This is a genomic window from Nocardia sp. NPDC059154, assembly GCF_042755705.1.
GTDB lineage: Bacteria > Actinomycetota > Actinomycetes > Mycobacteriales > Mycobacteriaceae > Nocardia.
The window spans coordinates 25,035-42,110 of the sequence record NZ_JBHZCS010000012.1 but is presented as its reverse complement, the minus strand read 5'-3'; the positions used below and the strand labels follow the sequence as shown (position 1 = coordinate 42,110).

General features: G+C 67.4%; 15 protein-coding genes. 8 read left to right on the top strand and 7 right to left on the bottom strand.

Translation table 11 applies throughout. From position 1 onward, the window contains the following. The first annotated feature begins 1 nt into the window (after position 1). The 7 genes from ACFXN1_RS13235 (at position 2) to ACFXN1_RS13205 (ending at position 5,921) form a co-directional block, all read left to right on the top strand. A complete protein-coding gene (locus ACFXN1_RS13235) occupies positions 2-646 on the top strand; it encodes a ComF family protein (protein WP_379442013.1) in 645 nt (214 codons plus the stop codon). A gap of 183 nt (positions 647-829) precedes the next feature. After that, complete coding sequence (hpf, locus tag ACFXN1_RS13230) at positions 830-1,546, top strand: ribosome hibernation-promoting factor, HPF/YfiA family (RefSeq protein ID WP_379379580.1); 717 nt, start codon at positions 830-832, stop codon at positions 1,544-1,546. Positions 1,547-1,658: 112 nt separating this feature from the next. After that, positions 1,659-2,951 (top strand): acetyl-CoA C-acyltransferase, encoded by a 1,293-nt coding sequence (locus ACFXN1_RS13225; protein WP_379442014.1) that lies wholly within the window; start codon positions 1,659-1,661, stop codon positions 2,949-2,951. 378 nt (positions 2,952-3,329) lie between these two features. Beyond that, positions 3,330-3,782 (top strand): hypothetical protein, encoded by a 453-nt coding sequence (locus ACFXN1_RS13220; RefSeq protein WP_379442015.1) that lies wholly within the window; start codon positions 3,330-3,332, stop codon positions 3,780-3,782. Positions 3,783-4,074: 292 nt separating this feature from the next. Further along, positions 4,075-4,797 carry a hypothetical protein gene (locus ACFXN1_RS13215; protein WP_379442017.1) on the top strand — a complete coding sequence of 241 codons (723 nt, stop codon included), beginning with the start codon at positions 4,075-4,077 and terminating at the stop codon, positions 4,795-4,797. Next, positions 4,776-5,093, top strand: a complete 318-nt coding sequence (locus ACFXN1_RS13210) for a YciI family protein (protein WP_379442018.1) — start codon at positions 4,776-4,778, stop codon at positions 5,091-5,093. Before ACFXN1_RS13215 ends, ACFXN1_RS13210 begins: the two co-directional genes overlap by 22 nt. A gap of 63 nt (positions 5,094-5,156) precedes the next feature. Further along, the gene (locus tag ACFXN1_RS13205) at positions 5,157-5,921 is read left to right on the top strand and encodes a type 1 glutamine amidotransferase domain-containing protein (RefSeq protein WP_379442020.1); all 765 of its coding nucleotides are present in this window, start codon (positions 5,157-5,159) and stop codon (positions 5,919-5,921) included. Between the two features lie 5 nt (positions 5,922-5,926). On the opposite strand, the gene ACFXN1_RS13200 is transcribed toward ACFXN1_RS13205, so the two are convergent. The 7 genes from ACFXN1_RS13200 to ACFXN1_RS13170 form a co-directional block, all read right to left on the bottom strand. Beyond that, positions 5,927-6,463: a YceI family protein gene (locus tag ACFXN1_RS13200; RefSeq protein ID WP_379442021.1), complete on the bottom strand. Its 537-nt coding sequence runs from the start codon at positions 6,461-6,463 to the stop codon at positions 5,927-5,929. A gap of 69 nt (positions 6,464-6,532) precedes the next feature. Beyond that, positions 6,533-7,165 carry a 5,6-dimethylbenzimidazole synthase gene (bluB, locus tag ACFXN1_RS13195; protein ID WP_379442041.1) on the bottom strand — a complete coding sequence of 211 codons (633 nt, stop codon included), beginning with the start codon at positions 7,163-7,165 and terminating at the stop codon, positions 6,533-6,535. Positions 7,166-7,308: 143 nt separating this feature from the next. Next, positions 7,309-8,559 (bottom strand): fatty acid desaturase family protein, encoded by a 1,251-nt coding sequence (locus ACFXN1_RS13190; RefSeq protein WP_379394257.1) that lies wholly within the window; start codon positions 8,557-8,559, stop codon positions 7,309-7,311. 95 nt (positions 8,560-8,654) lie between these two features. Further along, positions 8,655-10,109, bottom strand: coding sequence for a fatty acid desaturase family protein (locus ACFXN1_RS13185; RefSeq protein WP_379442022.1), 1,455 nt, complete (start codon positions 10,107-10,109; stop codon positions 8,655-8,657). Between the two features lie 131 nt (positions 10,110-10,240). Beyond that, entirely contained in the window at positions 10,241-11,404 is a 1,164-nt protein-coding gene (locus ACFXN1_RS13180) for a ferredoxin reductase (RefSeq protein ID WP_379442024.1), read from the bottom strand. A gap of 208 nt (positions 11,405-11,612) precedes the next feature. Further along, a complete protein-coding gene (locus ACFXN1_RS13175) occupies positions 11,613-12,143 on the bottom strand; it encodes a DUF6912 family protein (protein WP_379394371.1) in 531 nt (176 codons plus the stop codon). Positions 12,144-12,195: 52 nt separating this feature from the next. Continuing rightward, the gene (locus ACFXN1_RS13170; protein ID WP_379442025.1) at positions 12,196-13,617 is read right to left on the bottom strand and encodes a wax ester/triacylglycerol synthase family O-acyltransferase; all 1,422 of its coding nucleotides are present in this window, start codon (positions 13,615-13,617) and stop codon (positions 12,196-12,198) included. Between the two features lie 483 nt (positions 13,618-14,100). Between ACFXN1_RS13170 and secA the strand changes: the two genes are divergently transcribed. Then, entirely contained in the window at positions 14,101-16,935 is a 2,835-nt protein-coding gene (secA, locus tag ACFXN1_RS13165; protein WP_379442026.1) for a preprotein translocase subunit SecA, read from the top strand. The last annotated feature ends 141 nt before the right edge of the window (positions 16,936-17,076 follow it).

Here is a 17,076-nt window from a genome sequence, read left to right as displayed (position 1 = left end):
CATGGGGGAACTGCTGGATCTGATCCTGCCGCGCGCTTGCGGTGGGTGCGGGCGGGCCGGGACGGGGTGGTGCGCGGACTGCGCCGCCGCGCTGTCGGGTCCGCCCATCCGGATCCGTCCGCGCGCCGATCCCGGGGTGCCGTGCTGGGCGCTGGCCGGCTACGCGGGCCCGCCGCGGCGGGCCGTGCTGGCGATCAAGGAGCAGTGCCGTCGGGACCTCGCGCGGCCGCTCGGCGCCGGATTGGCCAGGGGGCTGGATCATTTGCGGGACACCGCCCGCCCGCTGGTGCTGGTGCCGGCGCCCAGTCGCGGGTCCGCCGCCCGGCGGCGCGGGGGAGATCCGGTGGCGCGTGCCGCGAACGTCGCGGCCAGTTCGCTACCCGGTTGCCGACTGGTCCGTCTGTTGCGCATGCGGCCAGGTGTGCGCGACTCGGTGGGCCTGGGACACCGCGATCGCCAGCACAATCTGCACGGGCGGATCATAGTAGCCACCACCCGCCCGCCGAGTGCCCTGTTTCCGGCAAATGCCGAGGTGGTGGTGATCGATGACGTGTTGACCACGGGTGTCACGGTGCGGGAATCGGTGCGTGCGCTGGCTGCTGCGAGAGTGGCGGTTCGTGCCGTGCTGGTTACTTGCGCGGCTTGATTCTCCGAAATTTGCGTGAACACTGGCGGACGGGTCGCTGGCGCACTAGGTTGGCGATCAGACACCCGAACCGCAAGTTTGGAGGTGGCGCCTCGGACATATGTGCCGAGCGAGTTCATCGATCGGCACACGTTTCAATCCCGCCGCACGAGCGGCTTGTGCGGCCAGATCCGGGAGGTACGCGTGACGACTACTTCACGACTCTCAGCGAAGAACGCAGACACCACGGTGCTGCTCGATGACGAGGTCATCTCAGACGATTCATCCACTCGGGCCACCATCGCGGATGTCGTGGTCAAGGGCAGGACCCTCGGTGAGGGCGGAGTGCCCGACCATTTCCGAATTCACGTGGCGGACAAGCTCTCTCGGCTCGAGCGGTTCGACCCCACCATCTACCTCTTCGACGTGGAACTCACCCACGAACGCAACCGTCGTCAACGCAAGAACTGCCAGCGGATAGAGATCACCGCCCGCGGCAAAGGCCCGGTCGTCCGCGCCGAAGCGCGCGCGGACAGCTTCTACGCGGCCCTCGAGTTCGCGGTCGAGAAGCTGGAGAGCCGGCTGCGCCGGCTCAAGGACCGTCGTCGCGTCCACCACGGGGACAAGACACCGATCTCGGTGTCGGAGGCGACCGCCGATCTCATCGACGAATCCCTGTTCTCCGCCAATGGATCCATCGCGCACGATCACGCGGCCGACGAGATGGACGAAGCCGCCGGCCCCGGCCATGTGGTGCGCACCAAGCAGCACTCCGCGATCCCCATGACGGTTGACGACGCCCTCTACCAGATGGAGCTGGTAGGCCACGATTTCTTCCTGTTCCAGGACAAGGAGACCGACCGACCGTCGGTCGTCTACCGCCGCCACGCCTTCGACTACGGGCTCATCAGGCTCGCGTAACCAGCGGCTGGGGAACATTCACCTTTCGACCGGGGTCACGAACAGGACCCCGGTCGCCTGTTGTGTCCGGGGGCCTCTTGCTGTTACGGCGTGTATCAGTTAAAACTGTGCCATGGCTACCAAGGGCGCTCGCCGTGCTGTCATCGTCGCCGGGGCTCGGACCCCGTTCGTGCGGGCATTCAGCGAATTCACGCGGATGGACTCCATCGACCTCGCCGATAGCGCTGTGCGCGGGCTGCTGGAACGGACCGGGCTGGCCAAGCAGGACGTCCAGGCCATCGTGTGGGGCGGGGTGATCCTGCCCAGCGGCGCGCCGAACATCGCGCGGGAGATCGCGCTCGATCTGGAACTGGACGCGGGCTGCGAGGGCTACACCGTGACGCGCGCCTGTGCGTCCGGGCTGCAGGCGGTGGTGTCGGCGGCGGCCGCCATCGAACGCGGCGAGTACGACATCATGGTCGCCGGCGGCAGCGACTCCACCAGCAATGCCGAGATCAAGCTGCCGCAGAAGCTGGTGCACGCCGCCGCGCCGCTGGCGCTGGGCAAGCCCAAGGCCAAGGACTACCTCACCGCCGCAACCCAATTGGCCCCGTTCTTCGACCTGATGCCGCGCCGGCCCCAGATCGCCGAGCGCACCACCGGTGAGGTCATGGGCGAGTCGGCCGAGAAAATGGCGCGCATCCACGGCATTTCGCGCGGCGCACAAGACCACTTCGCCGCCACCTCGCATCACCGGGCCGCCGCGGCCATCGCCTCCGGCCGCTTCGACCGCGAGGTGGTGCCGGTCCACACGCCCGACGGGACCGCGGTGTCGCGAGACGGACTGGTGCGGCCGGACACCAGCCTGGCCAAACTCTCCAAGCTGGCACCGGTTTTCGCCGAGAACGGCACCGTCACCGCCGGCAATTCCAGCCCGCTCACCGACGGCGCCTCGGCGGTGCTGCTGATGAGCGAGGAGAAGGCGCGCGCGCTCGGCTACGAGCCCCTCGCCGCCTTCCGCTCCTGGAGCTTCGTCAGCGTCGACCCGCGCGACCAGGTGCTGATCGGCCCGGCCGTCTCCATGCCACGAGCCCTCGACCGGGCCGGAATGTCGCTCGCGGACATCGATTTCGTCGATATCCACGAGGCCTTCGCCGCCCAGACCCTGTCCGTGGTCTCGGCGCTGGCCAGCCACGAATGGGCCAAGACCCGCCTCGACCGCGACGCCGCGGTGGGCGAGATCGATCCGGCCAAGCTCAATGTGCACGGCGGCTCGGTCTCCCTCGGCCACCCCTTCGGCGCGACCGGCGCGCGCATGGTCACCACCATGGCCAACGAACTCGCCCTGACCGGCAAGTCCACCGCCCTGCTCGGCATCTGCGCCGCCGGCGGCATCGGGGCCTCGGCGGTACTGGAGCGGGTCTAGCCGACACGCTTCTGTGCCAACGGTTTTCGGTGGCCGTCGCCCAGCCTGTTTCCGCCGGTCAGGAGGTTCCGAACCGGCTCGATCAGCATCGGCAGGGACGCGCCCCGCGACCGCTTGACCGGCATCCCGATCGACTCCCTGAACCGCGGGTGGAGATTTCCGGGGCGGTGCGCTGGTCGGCGCGGTGTGGGCGGTGCCATCGGCGATTACCCGAATGCGCCGCCGCAGTGAGGATCGGCGCGAACACGACTTCGTGCAGGTGAGACCCCGGCTCGCGGATGCGGGCCGGGGTCTTTTGCGTGCTGCGCGGAAATGGTTGGTGGTGAGGTGATGTCGATTGGGTATTCCCGGGGTGACCGAGATGAGCGGAGGTAGGTCATGGTCGCGAGGACGATGATCAGCGCCGCGGCACTCGTGGTCGCGGCGGGCGGCTGTGGCGTGGGCAGCGCTGCGGTCGGCACGGGAAGCGCTGGGGCGCTGCCACTTCCGGTGACCGGGTCCGAGGGCGGGCAACCGGTGGCGGACCACGACCTGTATCTGCGGCTGCGCAATGCCGAACAGCACGCGGGGGAGCGGCATCCCGTGTACGGGCTGGTGTATTCGGATGTGGCGGTGTGGACTCTGGCGTTCGTGAGCGGCGGGCCGACCGACTACTACACCATCGACGGCGCCCGGGTGGAGCTCGCCGCACCGACGGGCCGCACTGTGGTGCAGGGCGACGTGTTCACCGGGACCATCACGATCACCGGCAAGCGCGACTCCGGGGATCCGGTGGTGACCCTCGAGGATGTCGCGGTCATCGGCCATCGCCCGGCCGAGGCGCTGCGCTGACACACGGACGGACCGTGGCGGTGCGCGGGTATCCCGTCATCCGAGCAGCGACTCGCCGATCGCGGAAACGGGTCATCGCCGTCAGCCGCACCTATGGTGTGAGTCCGATCGACGGTTTGATCGCGGCCTGATTTCCGACCCGCGGGATGTACCGCGCGCCGCCGTGCCGAAGGCGGCCCGGCGGCCGGCCCCTGCGCCGAGCAGCGATACGAATACCAATCGAAGACAACACGATGCGAACGGCGCGGGCGTGGATTGCTGGACGAATCGCGCGCGGCCGCTGGAGGAGCGGATGGAGAGTGTCTTCGCGATCGCCCTCGCGATCACGGCCGCCGTAGCGCTGGCCCGGATCGCCCTGTGGTGTGACGCGCCGCGGACCCGCCCCATCACCGTGGTGCTGTCGCTGCTGGCGGTCGGCGCGATCTTCATCGAACCGCAGTGGCGTGACGGCGTCGATTCCGTTTTCGTCACCCGTGGTCTGGCGGGCCTCGTCTCGGATGTGGTGCTGCTGGTGGCGGTCTGCCTGCTGTGCGCGCACGTCGCGCGGGTGTGGGACAACGAGTGGCTCCACCGGGCGGCGCTGGTCATCGCGGTCGCCGGGGGTCTCGCGCTCGTCGTCGTCCACGCGATCGCCGAGCACGCGGGCGCGCGCCGCGGATACACCGGTCAATTGAGCGGTCCCGCAACGGTCTACGGGATCGTGCTGTCGGTCCTGCTGATCGCGGTGAATGTCGCTCCGCTGATCACGGTGGCGCTGGCGCGCCCGGTCACCCGCAGCCAATTCTGGTTCGCCGCTTCGGCTCTGGCCTGGATCGGGCTCGCGGGGCTGCGCGGTGCGGCGACCGCCGACCCGGATGGATTCGCGGACACGTTCTGGCAGCTACGGCTGCCGTTGGACACGCTCGTGCTGCTGGCCGGGGCGGGTCTGGGGTTGTCGGATCTGCGGCGCAAGCAACGACCTGGCAACTGTCACCGCGAACGTATACTCGGCAAATGGCCGAGTGGATCTTTTTGATGCATCCGCCCCGCGACAATTTCATCGCCACCATGACCGCAGACGAACGATCGGCATTCGCGGCGCACGGGGAATGGCTGGCGCGCCTGGACACCGCCGGTGTGCTGCTGGTGGCCGGGCCTACCCTGGGCAGTGTCAATACCGGCGTCGGGATCTTCACCGCCGATGACGAGGCCGCCGCGCGGCGCATCATCGCCGATGAGCCTGTCACCAGCGCAGGCTTCATGCGCGGCGATCTGCGGCCGATCCAGCTCGGCTACCTCAACCCCCGCACCGAGAGCGAACCCGTCACCTGATCGTCGCGCCAGAAGGATGGCGTGCGCAGTCAGAAGTCCTTCCCTACCATCCGAGGACCGACAATGGCCATCGCGCAGCCGACCGAGCATCACGAGATCATCGATGTGACCCGCGCCCAGCGTCCACGAGTGCTGATGGTGGTCGCCAACCCGGCGACCTCGACGACGCTGAACATTCCGGTGGGCTTCTGGGCCGCCGAACTCACACATCCCTATTACGAATTCACCAGAGCCCGTTATGAGATCACCATAGCCAGCCCTGACGGCGGGCGAGTCGAGATGGACGCCATGTCCGACCCGCGCGACGAGAGCAAGTGGTCGGCAGACGATCTGATCACCATGGGCTTCGTCAACACCCCCGAATTGGCTGCTCTGCTGGACGATACCGCCGTATTGGCTGATCTGGACCACGACGACTTCGACGCCATCGTGGTCTGTGGCGGTCAGTCGCCGATGTTCACCTTCCGGGGCCGTAAGGATCTGGCCACCACGATCGGGGCATTCCACGCCGCCGAGAAGCCCACTGCGGTGCTGTGTCACGGTACCTGCGCGCTGCTGGACGTTGTCGCCGACGACGGCACGCCGTTCATCACGGGCAAGACCATGACCGGCTTCGCCAATGTCGAGGAGGACTTCTCTGATCAAGCCCTGGGTCATACCGTGATGCCGTTCCGAATCCAGGACGAGGCCATCGCGCTGGGCGCCAACTTCGTCAGCGGTGGCCTGTTCCGCGCCTTCGCCGTCCGCGACGGCAACCTCATCACCGGTCAACAGCAGTACTCCGGCGCGAAAGTCGCTCAGATGGTGATCGAGTCGCTGGGAATCTGAACGGATCAGGCCGGTGCGTTCAACTGGATGCCGAGGTCGACGGTGAGGATGCGGCCGATCATGCCGCCGAAGGACGGGCCGACACCGAAGTCGCCGCGGTCCAGGCTGCCGGTGGCGGTGAAGCCGATGGACGGGCGGCCGGTCACCGGATGCGGCCGCTGTCCGTTCCAGGACACGGTCAGGGGCAGCGGCCGCGTCAGCTCGCCGAAGGTGACTTCGCCGTTCACGTCGAAGGATTCGCCGATCCGGATCGGGCCGGGCGTCCGGAAGGTCATGCTCGGCCGGCGCTCCACATCCAGGAAGTCGGCGTGGCGGACGTGGTCGTCGCGTTTGGCATTGCCGGTGTGGAAGGAATCCAGATGGATGGTGGCCTCGACGGCCGCCGTCCCGGCGTCGTCCACCACGAATCCGGTGTCGAAGCGCCGGAATTCACCGCGCACGCGCAGCAGTCCGAAGCTGCGCAGCGAGAAGCCGATGGTGGAGTTCGCGGCGTCCAGGGTCCAGAGGCCGGGGGTGAGGGCGATACCGGTCGAAGTCGTCATGGCCTCGACTGTCGTCCGGTCGCGGGAGCGTAACCAGACCGGCTTGGTCCAGGGACTGCCGGTCCGTGGCTAATCGTCCGTGCGTGGCGTGAATCGTTCCCAGTGCACGGCCGATTCGAGGGGCCGTCGATTGCGCCAGCCGAAGCGCTCGAGGTCCGGGACCTGCTGGAACTCGTGAACCGGGCCGACACAGAGCCAGGCGACCGGTTTCACGCCCGGCGGCAGCGAGAGCAGGTCGGTGAGGAACGGCTCGTCGTAGAAGCTCACCCAGCCCACGCCCACGCCCTCGGCGGTGGCGGCCAGCCACAGGTTCTGGATGGCCAGGATGGTGGAGTAGATACCGGTCTCCGGCACGGTCGCGCGACCCAGCACGTGGGTGCCGCCGCGCGCCTGATTGTGGGTCACCACGATGCCGGTGCCGCTCTCCACAATTCCTTCGATCTTGATCGGATTGAAGGTCTCGGCGCGATCGGACGGCAGCGAGTCGTGGAACTGCTGCCGCTTCTCGGCCACATGATCGGCGAACTTCGTCAGCGTGGCCGGATCTCGCAGCACCACGAAATCCCACGGCATCGAATTGCCGACGCTGGGCGCGCGATGAGCCGCCTCGAGAATCCGGAGCAGCGTGGTGTCGTCGACCACCTCGCCGGTGAATTCGGCGCGGACATCCCGACGCAGTTTGATGGCGTCGTAGACGCTCAGACATTCGGTGGCGCTGACAGGACCTTCGGAACACACGGCGTCCAGTGAACCAGGCCGGAGGTCGACGGGGCTCATCGGCCCATTCCCGCGAAAACGCCCCCCGCCGGAAACTCGGCGGGGGGCGTTTCGGGATACCGGATGACTCAGCCGACCAGGGCCGGTTCGCGCCGGGACAGCTTGCGGCGGCCCTCCCGCAGCGCGGTGCGCAGGCCGCGGCGGCGTCCGGTCATCGGGTCGATGCTGGACTCGCCGCCGAAGATCTTCTCCGACTTGGTTTCCGGAGCGTCGTCGGTGGAGCGGCGCAGGTACTTGTTGGGCAGCGACAGCTTCATGATGGTGCGCCACGACTTGGCGTACTGCACGGGCAGCGAACCGGTGGTGTAGGGCAGGTCGTACTTCTCGCACAGCGCCCGCACCCGCACCGCGATGGTCGACAGGTGGTTGGACGGAATGTCCGGGTAGAGGTGGTGCTCGATCTGGTGCGAGAGGTTGCCGGTCATGAAGTGCATGACCGGGCCACCGGAGATATTGGCCGAACCCAGCATCTGGCGCAGGTACCACTCGCCCTGCGTCTCGTTGTCGCAGTCGAACCTGGTGAACTTCTCGGCGCCGTCGGGGAAGTGGCCGCAGAAGATGACCGCATTGGTCCACACATTGCGGACGATGTTCGCGGCCAGATTGGCGGTCAGCGTGCCCAGGAAGGCCGGGCCGGTGAGCAGCGGGAAGATCAGGTAGTCCTTGGCGGCCTGCTTGCCGATCTTCTTCAGAACGGTCTTGCGGTCCTCCTCGAACTGGATGCGCTCGGGCGAACCCGGGGCCCACTTCTTCTTGGCGACCTTGCCCAGCTCCAAATGCTGGATGGCGACACCGTATTCGAAGAACATCTGCAGCAGCAGGTTGTAGACCGGCTGTCCGAGATAGAACGGCGACCAGCGCTGATCGCGGGTGACGCGCAGCAGGCCGTAGCCGATGTCGTCATCCATGCCCAGCACATTGGTGTACTTGTGGTGCAGGAAGTTGTGGGTGATCTTCCAGTGTTCGGACGGGCCCGCGTTGTCCCATTCCCATTTGGTGGAGTGGATTTCCGGATCGTTCATCCAGTCCCACTGCCCGTGCATCACATTGTGGCCGATCTCCATGTTCTCGATGATCTTGGCGGTACCCAGCAGGGCCACGCCGGCCAGCCACGCAGGCGGGAAGAGACTCGCGAAAAGCACTGCGCGGCCACTGATTTCGAGGCCGCGCTGGAGACGGATCACATTGCGGATGTAACGGGCATCCTTCTCGCCCAGGGACGATTCGACCTCACGGCGGATGGCGTCTAGCTCCGCCCCGATCGCTTCGACGTCCTCCGGGGTGAGGTGCGCGTATTCCTTGACATCCGAGATCGCCATGGCGGTTACACTACCGTAGGTTACGGTCCCGTAGGTTGGCGAAGATCGAATCTCCAACGTGTCGAATACCGCATTGTTTTCGTGACTCGACTCTGCTAGCGATTCCGTCGGAGTTTACGCGAGAACCAGCCTCCGCGTTGTGCTTTATCGGCCAACGCGGCCTTTTCCGTCCGGGCCTTTTCCTGCAGTGCGGCCTTGGCCTCGCGCAACACCTGCTTCTCGTGCGCGGCCTTCTCCTTGAGCGCCACCTTGGCCTCCTGCATGGCCGACCGCAGCCCGCGCCGCTCGCCGGTCTCGGGGTCCAGGCCCCAGCGCGGCTGGTGCTCGGCCAGCCACTCGCTAGCGCTGTGCTCGGCCAGCCATTCACTGCCGTTCCACGTCGGCATGGACGGCAGCGAGATGCCCGCGAACTTGCGCTCCGAGGAGGTCTCCGGCGCGTCGTCGGAGGTCCGCTTGAGCCACTGGTCCGGCAGCGCCAGCTTGTGAATCGTGCGGAATGCCAACAGGTATTGCTTGCCCAGCGAGCCGGTGGTGTACGGCAGGTCGTACTTGTCGCACAGCTCCTGCACCTTCACCGAGACCTCGGGATACCGATTGCTCGGAATATCCGGGAACAGGTGGTGCTCGATCTGGTAGCTGAGATTGCCGCTCATGAACGCCATCACCGGGCCGGCATCGAAATTGGCGCTGCCCAGCATCTGGCGCAGGTACCATTCGCCCTGCGTCTCGTTCTCGAACTGGTCCACGGTGAACTTCTCGGCGCCGTCCGGGAAATGGCCGCAGAAGATGACCGCGTACGCCCACAGATTGCGAATCAGGTTCGCGGTGGCATTCGCCTTCAGTGTCGATTTCCAGGCACGACCGGTGAGCGCCGGATAGATCACGAAATCCTTGGCGGCCTGTTTGCCGGCCTTGCGCCAGAACGCCTTGTTCGGTTCGTTGATGATGTGGCGCGGGGGAAACAGCCGGCTCGGGGGCACACCCATCTGCTCCTTGGTGGCCGCCAGATCGTGCAGCGCGATGCCCCACTCGAACAGCGCGGCCAGAAACAGATTCGCGACCGGCTGCGCCAGATTGATCGGCTTCCATTCCTCGTCGCGCGTCATGCGCAGGATGCCGAAGCCCAGATCGTCATCCATGTCGAGGATGTTGGTGTACATGTGGTGCGAATAGTTGTGCGCGGCTTTCCACTGCGCCGAGGTGCCCGTCATATCCCACTCCCAGGAGGTGGAGTGGATCTCCGGGTCGTTCATCCAATCCCATTGCCCGTGGCTGATGTTGTGCCCGAGCTCCATGTTCTCGATGATCTTGGCGACCGACAGCAGGGCGGTGCCGGTCAGCCACGCCCAGCGCTTCTTCGACGCGAAGAGCGTGGCGCGGCCGGCGGCCTCCAGAATCCGTTGCGCCGCAATGGTGCGCCGGATGTAGCGGGCATCGCGTTCACCGAGCGAGTGCTCGATATCGCGCCGAACGGTGTCGAGCTCCTGACCCAGGGTCTCGATATCGGCCGCCGTCAGATGAGCGAATGCCTTGATGTCGGTGATGGCCACCGGCAGTCCTTCCGTGGTTGATCTGCCTCGCACCGCTGCGCGGGTGGTCGGTCCCGATGGGACCGTGTTCAGGCTCGATTGCTATCGAGGGTAGCCGTTCTCGGGCGGGGCCGTCTCACACGGTGTGCGCGTCATACTTCGAGGGTGCAGTCACCCGCGGCGGCCGAGATGCAGGTCTGGATCTTGTCCCCGGCGCGGTGCTCCTTGCCATTGCGCAGATCGCGCACATGGCCCTCGGTGACCGTGACCACGCAGGTCTGGCAGATGCCCATGCGGCAGCCGAACGGCATCTGCACGCCCGCGCCCTCACCGGCCTGCAGCAGCGTGGTCGCGCCGTCCACCTCGGCGGAGCGGCCGGCCTTGGCGAAGGTGACGGTGCCGCCCTCAGCGGTGGCGTTGCGCTCGATCTCGAAGCGCTCCACGTGCAGCTTGGACTCCAGACCGGCGGCGGCCCAATGCTTCTCGATCTCGTCCAGCATAGGCAGCGGTCCGCAGGCCCAGACCTCGCGCTCGCGCCAGTCCGCCACCACCTCGTCCAGATCGGCGAGCGCGAACTTGCCCTGCTCGCCGGTGAGGTGCAGGTGCGCGGTGAAACCCGGGTGCCGGTCGTGCATGTCGCGCAGCTCGTCACCGAACATCGCGTCGTCGGGGGTGCGGGCCGAGTGGATGTGCATGACATCCGGGACCGCATTGCGGCGATCCATGGTGCGCAGCATGGCCATGACGGGCGTGATGCCCGAGCCCGCGGTCAGGAACAGCACCTTGGACGGCGCCGGATCCGGCAGCACGAACCCGCCCTGCGGCGCGGCCAGCCGCACGACGGTCCCGGTCGGCACCCCGGAGACGATGTGGCTGGACAGGAAGCCCTCCGGCATCGCCTTCACCGCGATGGAGATGAGCCGCCTGCCCCTGTGCCCGCTGTCGCCGGTCCAATCCGGCGGGCAGGTCAGCGAATACGAGCGCCAGTGCCAGCGGCCGTCCACCAGCACGCCGATGCCGATGTACTGGCCCGGCTCGAATTTGAAGTCGAAACCCCAGCCCGGCTTGATCACCAGGGTGGCCGAATCCGCGGTCTCCATGCGCACCTCCACGATGCGGCCGCGCAGCTCGCGCGCCGACCACAGCGGGTTCACCAGGTGCAGGTAGTCGTCGGGCAGCAGGGGAGTGGTGATGCGCGCCGCGGCGCCGCGCAGCGCGTCGAGGGGAGTCCGTCCGCCGGTGCCGCCTTCGGCCACGGGGGCTTCCAGCCAGTCCCGCAGTCCTCGCACGGAGAACCCACCACTCTTCGATGCCATATCCCGGAACGCTTCCTGTCGTCGTGCGCGCTGGTCAGCGCGTCGTCGTACGCCTGTCGCCCATGTGATGAGCAACCATCACAGCCAGGTTACGGCATCGTAGGTTACGGGGGCGGTGTTGGATTGCCCCTCCGCTTCGCTCCCCCGCTCCGAGGCGGAGGTCTATCAAGCCGCAGTCCAGCATCGAGACGGCTGCGAACCCTTCCGGTTACAGCAGGTCGAGGAGGAACGGGAGTTCCTGACCGGCGTACCAGGCCAGCTGGTGGTCCTCGGCGTCGCCGAGCACGAATTCGGCGTCGGCGTCGCCCATGTCGGCGGCGTCGATGACCTCGACGGCCTTGGCGACCTCGGACTCGGCCTCGGCCAGGTCCACGTGGATGGACGCGATGCGGTCGTAGGCGATCGGGCCGGACAGCCGCACCACGGCGTCGTCCAGATCCGGGCGCAGGGTCGCGCCGTCCACATCGGCGGCGATGACCGCGCGGCGGAAGACCGGTCCGGCCGGGGCGGGATCGGATTCGTCGCCGGATTCGTCGCCCGCACGATCGCCGCGCACCTCCGCGGCGGCCTGTTCCTCGGCGAGCAGCCGCAGCGAGGCGCGTGCGGCCTCGGCCATGGCGACCTCGGCCAGCTCCTCGTCGTCGCCGGAGGCATAGGCCTCGCGCAGCGCCGGCGTCACCGCGAAGGCGGTGTCGTTGAGCGCGCGAATCTCGCGGTCGGCGACCAGTTCCCGCAGCATCGGCACCGTGGCCGGGACGTAGACCCGTAGTTTCTTCGAGACGCGGGACGACTCACTGGACGCAGGCACCGAGCATCTCCTCCATCGACTCGTGCACCGAAGCGGTCAGCACCGCGATGTCCGCCATGGCGTCGCGATCGGCGGTGAGTCCGTAGAACACCCGTCCGTCGTAGGACGTGAGCCCGATGCTCAGAGCCTGAAAGCGCAGCAGCGGCGACACCGGGTACATCTCCAGCATCCGCGCACCGCCGATGTACATGGGCTGCTGCGGACCCGGCGCGTTGGTGATCACCAGATTGAACGTGTGTTCTGCAAAAGTACTCGCCGACCGCACGCTCATGGCATGCAGGCTCGCCGGAGCGAATCCGGCCATGTGCATCAGCGTGCGGGCGCGGACCCCGAGCTGATGCCGGGAATGGGGCTCGGTCGCGTGCTTGATGTGCTCCATGCGGATCACCGGATTCGGTTCGCCCACCGGCAGATCCACCAGCATCGAGGTGACCTCGCCCGCGGGTTTGAGCTCACCGTTCGGTCCGTCGGCGTACACCGACATGGGTACGACCGCCCGCAGCGCGTCGGCCTCGGTCAGCACCTGCCCGCGCGAGAGCAGCCAGTTGCGCAGCGCGCCCGTCACCACCGCGAGGATCACGTCGTTGATGGAGCAGTCGAACCGCTTGCGGATCTTCCGGTAGTCCTCGAGCTCGGTGCGCACCACCTCGAACCGGCGATTGCGCGAGGTGCGGGTGTTCAGGGGACTGTCGGGCGCGCCGATGGCCGCGGCCCGGACCATGGACACCAGCTTCTGCACCGCCTTGCCGGTGGCGTCGACCATGGCGAAGGCCTCGGCCACGTGGTGGCGGGCCACCTCCAGGCCCTCGCGCGGCTGGGTGGCCAGGTGCAGCACCGCGCCGAGCAGCAGTTCGAGGTCGGCGGGCTCGCGATGGGCGATCCAGGCGTCGTCGGCGACCTCGCGGGGCGCGGTCGAGGTGTCCAGGATCACATGCCCGATCTCGAGCGCGCTGTCCCCGTCGACCAGGGCCGAATGGGTCTTGGTGAAGATGGCGCAGCGACCCTCGGACAGGCCCTCGACCAGGTACATCTCCCACAGCGGCCGGGAGGGGTCGAGGGGGCGTGACGCCAGCCGCGCCACCAGGTCCAGCAGCTGCTCGTCGGTGCCCGGCTCGGGCAGGGCGGAGCGGCGGATGTGATAGGTGATGTCGAAGTGGCTGTCGTCCACCCACACCGGGCGGCCCAGCGTGAACGGGATCTCCCGCACCTTGCGGCGGTACAGCGGTACCAGCGGCAGCCGCGACTCGACCAGGGTTGCCAGCCGGTCATAGTCCAGCGGCCCGTGCCCCGAGTTTCCGGCCGGCGCGGGATTGCGCAGGATGGCCAGGGAACCGATGTGCATGGGGTTGCTGCTGGATTCCAGCCGGTAGAACGACGCGTCCTGCGGCGTCAGTCTGGTGATCACGCTGCCCGCTACTCCCTAGTCCCTGCCTGCGCCCGCAGTGTCCCCCTGCCTAGGCGCCGGCGGTTCTTCCATCAAATGTTGCCGTGGCATTCTTCGAAGGCAAGCTATCGCAATCCGATCACCTGGGGGAATGGATGGGCGGCACTGCCCGAGATCACACACCGTCAGCGGTGTCCCCTGCTCCGGGTGCGCGGGCGCAGGCCTCCGCACGCCGGACCCCCTACATCCTACGTCAGGGGTAACGAATCAGCCTCGGACGCAAGATCATTCGCTGAACGGTCGCTGGCGCCCCCGATCGGCTCCCGGGCAACCGTGCGGGCGGCCCGGTTTCACAGCTTTCCCTCAGCACGCACGCCCTCGCCCGCGCAGTTCAGCACCTACGATGGGCACCGGATTACCATGGCTAGTGATTGCGCGCCCGCGCGCAGGCTTCCCGCCATGGTGGGGGCTACCGACAACACCGACCAGAGGACTACAAGACCCGTGCCTGCGCTGAGTTTTTCAAGGTTGCTACGGATTGGTGAAGGTCGCACGGTCAAGCGGCTGGCAAGTCTGGCGGACGAGGTCATCGCCCTCGACGAGGAGTACACGGCCCTCACCGACGCCGAGCTGCAGGCCAAGACCGCGGAGTTCCAGCAGCGCTACGCCGACGGCGAGAGCCTCGACGAGCTGCTGCTGGAAGCCTTCGCGACCGCGCGGGAAGCGTCCTGGCGAGTGCTGAACCAGAAGCACTACAAGGTGCAGATCATGGGCGGCGGCGCCCTGCACATCGGCAATGTGGCGGAGATGAAGACCGGTGAGGGCAAGACCCTGACCTGTGTGCTGCCCGCCTACCTCAACGCCATCTCCCGCGAGGGCGTGCACGTCGTCACCGTCAACGACTACCTGGCCAAGCGCGACGCCGAGTGGATGGGCCGCGTGCACCGCTTCCTCGGTCTCGAGGTCGGCGTGATCCTGGGTGGCATGAGCCCGGCCGAGCGCCGCGAGGCGTACGCCGCGGACATCACCTACGGCACCAACAACGAGTTCGGCTTCGACTACCTGCGCGACAACATGACCCACTCGCTGGACGATCTGGTCCAGCGCGGGCACAACTTCGCCATCGTCGACGAGGTCGACTCCATCCTCATCGACGAGGCCCGCACCCCGCTCATCATCTCGGGCCCGGCCGACGCCTCCTCGAAGTGGTACGCGGAGTTCGCGCGCATCGCGCCGCTGCTGAAGAAGGACCTGCACTACGAGGTCGACATCAAGAAGCGCACCATCGGTGTGCACGAGGCGGGCGTCGAATTCGTCGAGGACCAGCTGGGCATCGACAACCTGTACGAGGCGGCCAACTCGCCGCTGGTGAGCTACCTGAACAACGCCATCAAGGCGAAGGAGCTCTACGCCAAGGACAAGGACTACATCGTCCGCAGCGGCGAGGTCATCATCGTCGACGAGTTCACCGGCCGAATCCTGGTGGGCCGCCGCTACAACGAGGGCATGCACCAGGCCATCGAGGCCAAGGAGGGCGTGGAGATCCAGCCGGAGAACCAGACGCTGGCCACCATCACGCTGCAGAACTACTTCCGTCTCTACGACAAGCTCTCGGGCATGACCGGTACCGCCGAGACCGAGGCGGCCGAGCTGCACCAGACCTACGGCCTGGGTGTGGTGCCGATCCCCACCAACAAGCCGATGGTCCGCCAGGATCAGTCCGACCTGATCTACAAGACCGAAGAGGCCAAGTTCGCCGCGGTCGCCGACGACATCCAGGAGAAGCACGAGCTGGGTCAGCCGGTCCTGGTCGGCACCACCTCGGTCGAGCGCTCGGAGTACCTGTCCAAGCTGCTGACCAAGCGCGGTATCCCGCACAACGTGCTGAACGCCAAGTTCCACGAGCAGGAAGCGCAGATCGTCGCCGAGGCGGGTCGCCCGGGCGCGGTCACCGTCGCCACCAATATGGCCGGCCGTGGTACCGACATCGTGCTGGGCGGCAACCCGGACATCATCGCCGACATCCTGCTGCGCCGGCAGGGCCTGGACCCGGTGGAGACCCCGGACGAGTACGAGGCCCACTGGCACCCGACCCTGGAGCGGGTCAAGGAGCAGGTGGACGAGGACGCCGAGGCGGTCCGCGACGCGGGTGGCCTCTACGTGCTGGGCACCGAGCGGCACGAGTCGCGGCGCATCGACAACCAGCTGCGCGGTCGTTCCGGCCGTCAGGGCGACCCGGGCGAGTCCCGGTTCTACCTGTCGCTGGGTGACGAGCTGATGCGGCGCTTCAACGGCGCCGCGCTCGAGTCGATCATGACCCGGCTGAACCTGCCCGACGATGTGCCGATCGAGGCCAAGATGGTCTCGCGTGCCATCAAGTCCGCGCAGACCCAGGTCGAGCAGCAGAACTTCGAGATCCGCAAGAACGTCCTCAAGTACGACGAGGTCATGAACCAGCAGCGCAAGGTGATCTACGCCGAGCGCGCCCGCATCCTCGAGGGCGAGGACATGGAGGGCCAGGTGCAGGAGATGATCACCGACGTGATCACCGCCTACGTCAATGGCGCCACGGCCGAGGGCTATGTCGAGGACTGGGATCTGGAGAAGCTGTGGGGCGCGCTGAAGACGCTGTACCCCATCGGCATCGACTACAAGGACCTCACCGGCGAGAGCGACGGCGGCGAGGTGGGCGAGCTGACCCGCGAGGAGCTGCTGGACGCGGTGCTCGAGGACGCGCACGCCGCCTACGACAACCGCGAGTCGGAGATCGACGGCCTCGCGGGCGAGGGCAGCATGCGCAATCTGGAGCGCCAGATCCTGCTGAGCGTCCTGGACCGCAAGTGGCGTGAGCACCTCTACGAGATGGACTACCTCAAGGAGGGCATCGGCCTGCGCGCCATGGCGCAGCGCGACCCGCTGGTCGAGTACCAGCGTGAGGGCTTCGACATGTTCGCGGCCATGCTCGAGGGCCTCAAGGAGGAGTCGGTCGGCTTCCTGTTCAACCTCCAGGTCGAGGTGCAGCAGCCGCAGCCGGTCGGCGTGAACGTGGCCGCGGGCCTGCAGTCGCCGGTCGGCAACCGCCCGTTGCCCACCGAGGAGGACGCGGCCGCCAACGGCAATGGCGTTCCGGCGGCCCTGCGCGCCAAGGGCATCGACGAGTCCGGCCCGCGCGGCCTGTCCTACTCCGGTCCGGACGAGGGCGGTCACGCCGCCATCCGCAGCGACCGTGACGAGTACGGCCTCGAGGACGGTCAGGGCGGCACCCGCCGCGAGCGCCGTGAGGCGGCCCGCGCCCAGGGCAAGGCCGACCGCGCCCCGCGCTCCAAGCGCCGCCACTGAGCCAGGCTCCGCCACCGCGCGAATCGAAACGCACTGCGCCCCGGGTGTTCACACCCGGGGCGTCGTGTTTTCCGGTCTGGACCAGCGGTTTTCGCGTGGTCATGAAACAGTCACGATCGGTTCGCTGAAATGGGTTCCAGT

Excerpts from the sequence above, each read along its gene's own strand:
- ACFXN1_RS13235 (WP_379442013.1), top strand. The coding sequence starts at position 2 with ATGGGGGAACTGCTGGATCTGATCCTGCCGCGCGCTTGCGGTGGGTGC.
- ACFXN1_RS13225 (WP_379442014.1), top strand. The coding sequence starts at position 1,659 with ATGGCTACCAAGGGCGCTCGCCGTGCTGTCATCGTCGCCGGGGCTCGG.
- ACFXN1_RS13220 (WP_379442015.1), top strand. The coding sequence starts at position 3,330 with ATGGTCGCGAGGACGATGATCAGCGCCGCGGCACTCGTGGTCGCGGCG.
- ACFXN1_RS13215 (WP_379442017.1), top strand. The coding sequence starts at position 4,075 with ATGGAGAGTGTCTTCGCGATCGCCCTCGCGATCACGGCCGCCGTAGCG.
- ACFXN1_RS13210 (WP_379442018.1), top strand. The coding sequence starts at position 4,776 with ATGGCCGAGTGGATCTTTTTGATGCATCCGCCCCGCGACAATTTCATC.
- ACFXN1_RS13205 (WP_379442020.1), top strand. The coding sequence starts at position 5,157 with ATGGCCATCGCGCAGCCGACCGAGCATCACGAGATCATCGATGTGACC.
- ACFXN1_RS13200 (WP_379442021.1), bottom strand. The coding sequence starts at position 6,463 with ATGACGACTTCGACCGGTATCGCCCTCACCCCCGGCCTCTGGACCCTG.
- ACFXN1_RS13190 (WP_379394257.1), bottom strand. The coding sequence starts at position 8,559 with ATGGCGATCTCGGATGTCAAGGAATACGCGCACCTCACCCCGGAGGAC.
- ACFXN1_RS13180 (WP_379442024.1), bottom strand. The coding sequence starts at position 11,404 with ATGGCATCGAAGAGTGGTGGGTTCTCCGTGCGAGGACTGCGGGACTGG.
- ACFXN1_RS13175 (WP_379394371.1), bottom strand. The coding sequence starts at position 12,143 with ATGCTGCGGGAACTGGTCGCCGACCGCGAGATTCGCGCGCTCAACGAC.